Raw genomic sequence first — 4,904 nt, forward strand, 5'->3', positions numbered from 1 at the left:
GGGGGGCGGGGTCTACACTCGGCCCGGCCCCCGGGGGGGGGGGCCCCCCCCCGGACCGGCTGGGCCCGAACGCGGCGGTGTACGCCCTGCGTCCCTGTGCGCGGATCATGGTCCGCGATGCCGTGTCAGCCATGGTCCCTCTCCTGACCGTTCTGTTGAAAAGCTTCCGGTATCCGGCCTCCGACGAGGCCCGACGTCCGATATCTGGCAGCGGCGGGTGTCTGACCTCGGGGGACGAGTGCTGCCACCCGCCGCTTGACAACAAATCTAGGCGGGAGGGGCGTGCGGGTCGTCATGCCCTCGTACCTATTACCGGGCCTCCCGGAGGATGAGCGGTGACCTGCGGAGTACTCCCCTGGGTGGAGAAGAGGTTCTAGGACTCAGGGGTTTCCCGGAGGGGGCGTCCGGTCTGTTCCGAGCTGTCCTCCCTCGGGACCGGTTGTTCGACCAGTGCGAGCACCCTGGTGGCCATGAAGCGGGCCGTACGGACGACTGATCCACTTCGGGTGACTTCGCTCACTTCGACCACCCCTCTGCGGACCGCCGTCTCCACCCGACGGCCCGCCCGGCTGGCCACCACCTCGTACGTACGGGTCGTGTCCCCCGCGTCGACCACTATCTCCACGCGATCACCCTTCACGGGTCCAATCCCCCTTCTGCGCGCGACGGTTGGGAATCCGCGCAGCTCAACGCCGCTGCAGTCCCCCGGCCCCTGACCACCTTTCAAGTTTCCCACCCGGCACTGACAATCGGTCGGGCCGCGAGGGCGCGGCCTCTGCGCGCACCCGGCCGCGGAAACGTAAGCTGTGGCTCGTCAAACGGACCGGGCAGCGGGGATGGACATGGCGATGATGCGCCTGAGGCGCGAGGACCCGCGTGTCGTCGGCTCGTTCAGGCTTCACCGACGGCTCGGCGCGGGCGGGATGGGCGTTGTCTATCTGGGCTCCGACCGGCGTGGCCAGCGGGTCGCCCTGAAGGTGATCCGGCCCGACCTCGCGGAGGACCAGGAGTTCCGGTCGCGCTTCGCCCGTGAGGTGTCGGCGGCGCGGCGGATCCGGGGCGGGTGCACCGCGCGGCTCGTCGCGGCGGATCTGGAGGCCGAGCGGCCCTGGTTCGCGACGCAGTACGTGCCCGGGCCCTCGCTGCACGACAAGGTCGCCGAGGACGGGCCGCTCTTCGCGTCCGAGGTCGCGGCCGTCGGCGCCGCACTCTCCGAGGGGCTCGTCGCCGTGCACGAGGCCGGTGTCGTCCATCGCGACCTCAAGCCGTCGAACATCCTGCTGTCCCCGAAGGGACCGCGCATCATCGACTTCGGTATCGCCTGGGCGACCGGGGCGAGCACGCTGACGCACGTGGGTACGGCCGTGGGGTCGCCCGGGTTCCTCGCGCCGGAACAGGTGCGGGGGGCGGCGGTCACGCCGGCCACGGATGTCTTCGCGCTCGGCGCGACGCTGGCGTACGCCGCGACGCAGGACTCGCCCTTCGGGCACGGCAGTTCCGAAGTGATGCTGTACCGGGTGGTGCACGAGGAGCCGCATCTGCACGGTGTGCCCGACGCGCTCGCCCCTCTCGTACGCGCCTGTCTGGCGAAGGATCCGGAGGAGCGGCCCAGCACACTGCAGTTGTCGTTGCGGCTCAAGGAGATCGCGGCGCGTGAGGCGCAGGGCATGGGCGAGGCCCGGCCGCCCGCTCCCCGTGCGGCGGAGGCCGACCGGCCCACCGGGCGGCTCGCCGACGAATACGGCGACTATCCGGAGCAGCGGACTCAGCGGCGTACGCAGGGGTCTTCCGGGGGGCGTGGGGGTTCGTCGTCGCGGTCGGGGGCGCGTCCGTCCGCGCCCTCGCGGGGTGGCTCTCCTCGCTCCGGGTCCGGTGCGGGGTCCGGTGCCGGGTCCGGGTCCGGGTCCGGCAGCAGGGCCGGGCAGTCCAGCAGCAGGGCCGGGCAGGCCGGGAGCCGGGCCGGGCAGAACGGTGGGCGGAACGGGGCGCCGCGGAGCGGGGCCGGGCGGGGTGGGCCTCGGACCGGGCCCCGGACCACCGGGACCGGGCGGCGGCCCGCGAACCCTCGGCTGTTGCGGCAGCGGCTGTTCGTTTTTGTGGTGGTGACGTTGCTCGTGGCGTTGGCCATTGCTGCGGCGCAGGGGTGTCAGGGGCCTGCTCGGGGGCTTGAGCGTGGTCCCTCGGGCGGGGGCGCGTGGCAGGAACAGGCTTACTGGCCGGGCGGGCCTCGCCTGGGCGGGTAGGGGCTGTTCTGTTCGTCGGGTGCGGGTGCGGGTGCGGGTGCGTTGTGGCTTGTCGCGCAGTTCCCCGCGCCCCTTGGGGGTGCCTGGCGTTGTTCGTTCGCTGCCGGTGCGTTGTGGCTGAGCGCGCCGTTCCCCGCGCCCCTTGGGGGTGGCCAGGCGTGGTTCTTTCGCTGCCGGTGCGTCGTGGCTGAGCGCGCCGTTCCCCGCGCCCCCCTGCGGGGCGCAGCCGTCGGGCCCTGCCGTAGAGGTGCCGCAGTGTTGTTCGTTCGGTGTGGGCGCGTCGTTTGCCGTGGCCCTTGCGGGGGGGGTTATGGGGCCGGTCTGCCTGTTGCCACCGCGTAGAACGCCACCGCTGCTGCCGCTCCTACGTTCAGGGAGTCGACTCCGTGGGCCATGGGGATGCGGACCCATTCGTCCGCTGCCACCAGGGCCTGGGTGGAGAGGCCGTCGCCCTCCGCGCCGAGCATCAGGGCGACGCGGTTCATGCGGTGCGGGGCCACCTCGTCGAGGGTTTTGGCCTTTTCGTCCGGGGTGAGGGCGAGCAGGCCGAAGCCCGCCTCGCGGACCGAGTCGAGGCCCTTGGGCCAGGAGTCCAGGCGCGCGTACGGCACGGCGAAGACCGCGCCCATGGAGACCTTCACCGAACGCCGGTACAGCGGGTCCGCGCAGTCCGGTGAGAGCAGGACCGCGTCCATGCCGAGGGCGGCGGCCGAGCGGAAGATCGCGCCGATGTTGGTGTGGTCGTTGACCGACTCCATGACGACGACCCGGCGGGCCGTGCGGAGCAGTTCGTCGGGGGTCGGCAGCGGTTTGCGCTGCATGGAGGCGAGCGCGCCGCGGTGCACGTGGTAGCCGGTGACCTGTTCGGCGAGGTCGGGGCTGACCGCGTACACCGGCGCCGGGAGTTCGTCGATGACGTCGCGCATGACGTCGACCCACTTGGCGGACAGCAGCATCGAGCGCATCTCGTAGCCGGCGTCCTTGGCCCTTCTGATGACCTTCTCGCCCTCGGCGATGAACAGGCCCTCGGCCGGTTCGCGCTTGCGGCGCAGCTCCACGTCGGTCAGGCCTGTGTAGTCACGCAGGCGCGGGTCGGCTGGGTCCTCAACGGTGATGAGATCGGCCACAGGGTGATACTGCCTTGTCCTGGGTGCGGTGCCAACGGCTTGGAACGGGTTGTGTTACCCGGGGTTACTCAGAGGTCCTGTCAGAGGTCCCGTCGGACGTCTCGAACGAGCCGTCCGCCCCCACGGTCACGACCTCCCCGATGACGATGACCGCCGGCGGCCGAACCTCCTCGGCCCGGACGGTCTCGCCGACCGTCGCCAGGGTCGCGTCGACCCGGCGCTGCGCCGCGGTCGTGCCCTCCTGGACGAGCGCCACGGGGGTGCCGGGCGCCTTGCCGTTCTCGATGAGAGTACGGGCGATCGCGCCGATCTTGTCCACGCCCATCAGGACGACCAGGGTGCCGCGGAGCTTGGCGAGCGCCGCCCAGTCGACCAGGGAACGCTCGTCGTCGGGGGCCACATGACCGCTCACGACCGTGAACTCGTGGGCGACCCCCCGGTGGGTGACGGGGATGCCCGCCGCGCCCGGGACGGAGATCGAACTGGAGATGCCCGGCACGACCGTGCAGGAGATCCCCGCCTCGGCCAGCGCCTGGGCCTCCTCCATGCCGCGGCCGAACACGAAGGGGTCGCCGCCCTTGAGCCGGACCACCGACTTGCCCTGCAGGGCGTGCTCGATGAGCGCGTTGTTGATGGCCTCCTGGGCCATGAAACGGCCGTACGGGATCTTCGCCGCGTCGATCACCTCGACGTGCGGCGGGAGTTCGGCGAGCAGGTCGCGCGGGCCGAGGCGGTCGGCGATGACCACGTCCGCCTCGGCGAGGAGGCGCCGGCCGCGGACCGTGATCAGGTCCGGGTCGCCGGGGCCGCCGCCGACCAGGGAGACACCGGGCGTACGGGTGCGATGGTGGGGCGCCACGAGGGTGCCGTCGCGCAGCCCCTCGACCACGGCGTCACGGATGGCCGCGGTGTGGCGGGGGTCGCGGCCCTTGGCGTCCGTGGTGAGGACGGCCACCGTGACGCCCTCGCTGTGGCCCGTCGCCGGGGTCCAGGCGGTGGCCTCGTCGGCGTCGTCCGCGCGGACGCACCACACGCGGCGCGCCTCGGCCTCGGCGGAGGCCTCGGCGTTCGCCGCGGAGTCGGGGGTGGCGATCAGGACGTACCAGGATTCCGCGAGGTCGCCCGACTCGTACCGGCGCCTCGTCCAGGTCAGTTCGCCGGCGTCCGCCATCGCCTCGACCGAGGGGGTCGCGGACGGGGACACGAGCTGGATGTCCGCGCCCGCCGCGATGAGGGCCGGGAGGCGGCGCTGGGCGACCTGGCCGCCGCCGAGGACCACGACACGGCGGCCGGCGAGGCGGAGGCCTACGGGGTAGGCGGGGTTTTCGGCCATGGCCATGGAGGTGCGGCTCCTCATGCGGGTGGTGCGGGGTGGCGCGCTGCGGCGGTGGAGCGGGCCTGACGTGCGGATTTTATGGGGCGGGGTGGTGGTGGGCGGCAGCGAGTTGAGCGGCATGTCGACCAGGGTGGTGATGCCCCCCGCCGCGGCGGCCCGGGTGGCGCTCCAGAACCCTTCCCAGTCGGTGCGCCCGGG

At 72.6% G+C, this 4,904-nt stretch carries 5 protein-coding genes; 2 read left to right on the forward strand and 3 right to left on the reverse strand.

Annotated elements, in window-relative coordinates:
* Positions 1-373: 373 nt before the first annotated feature.
* Positions 374-640, reverse strand: coding sequence for a hypothetical protein (locus tag ACFWGJ_RS41920; RefSeq protein ID WP_387334207.1), 267 nt, complete (start codon positions 638-640; stop codon positions 374-376).
* 196 nt (positions 641-836) lie between these two features.
* On the opposite strand from ACFWGJ_RS41920, the gene ACFWGJ_RS41925 reads away from it, so the two are divergent.
* A complete protein-coding gene (locus tag ACFWGJ_RS41925; protein ID WP_387334210.1) occupies positions 837-2,243 on the forward strand; it encodes a serine/threonine-protein kinase in 1,407 nt (468 codons plus the stop codon).
* 308 nt (positions 2,244-2,551) lie between these two features.
* On the opposite strand, the gene ACFWGJ_RS41930 is transcribed toward ACFWGJ_RS41925, so the two are convergent.
* Positions 2,552-3,370 carry a TrmH family RNA methyltransferase gene (locus ACFWGJ_RS41930; protein WP_387334208.1) on the reverse strand — a complete coding sequence of 273 codons (819 nt, stop codon included), beginning with the start codon at positions 3,368-3,370 and terminating at the stop codon, positions 2,552-2,554.
* Positions 3,371-3,434: 64 nt separating this feature from the next.
* Positions 3,435-4,703 (reverse strand): uroporphyrinogen-III C-methyltransferase, encoded by a 1,269-nt coding sequence (gene cobA / locus ACFWGJ_RS41935; protein ID WP_387334211.1) that lies wholly within the window; start codon positions 4,701-4,703, stop codon positions 3,435-3,437.
* On the opposite strand from cobA, the gene ACFWGJ_RS41940 reads away from it, so the two are divergent.
* The coding region (locus tag ACFWGJ_RS41940; RefSeq protein WP_387334209.1) for a hypothetical protein at positions 4,702-4,904 on the forward strand (203 nt) is incomplete at its 3' end. The genes cobA and ACFWGJ_RS41940 overlap by 2 nt on opposite strands.

This window comes from Streptomyces sp. NPDC060205 (assembly GCF_042728395.1).
Lineage (GTDB): Bacteria > Actinomycetota > Actinomycetes > Streptomycetales > Streptomycetaceae > Streptomyces.

Excerpts from the sequence above, each read along its gene's own strand:
- ACFWGJ_RS41925 (WP_387334210.1), top strand. The coding sequence starts at position 837 with ATGGACATGGCGATGATGCGCCTGAGGCGCGAGGACCCGCGTGTCGTC.
- cobA (WP_387334211.1), bottom strand. The coding sequence starts at position 4,703 with ATGGCCGAAAACCCCGCCTACCCCGTAGGCCTCCGCCTCGCCGGCCGC.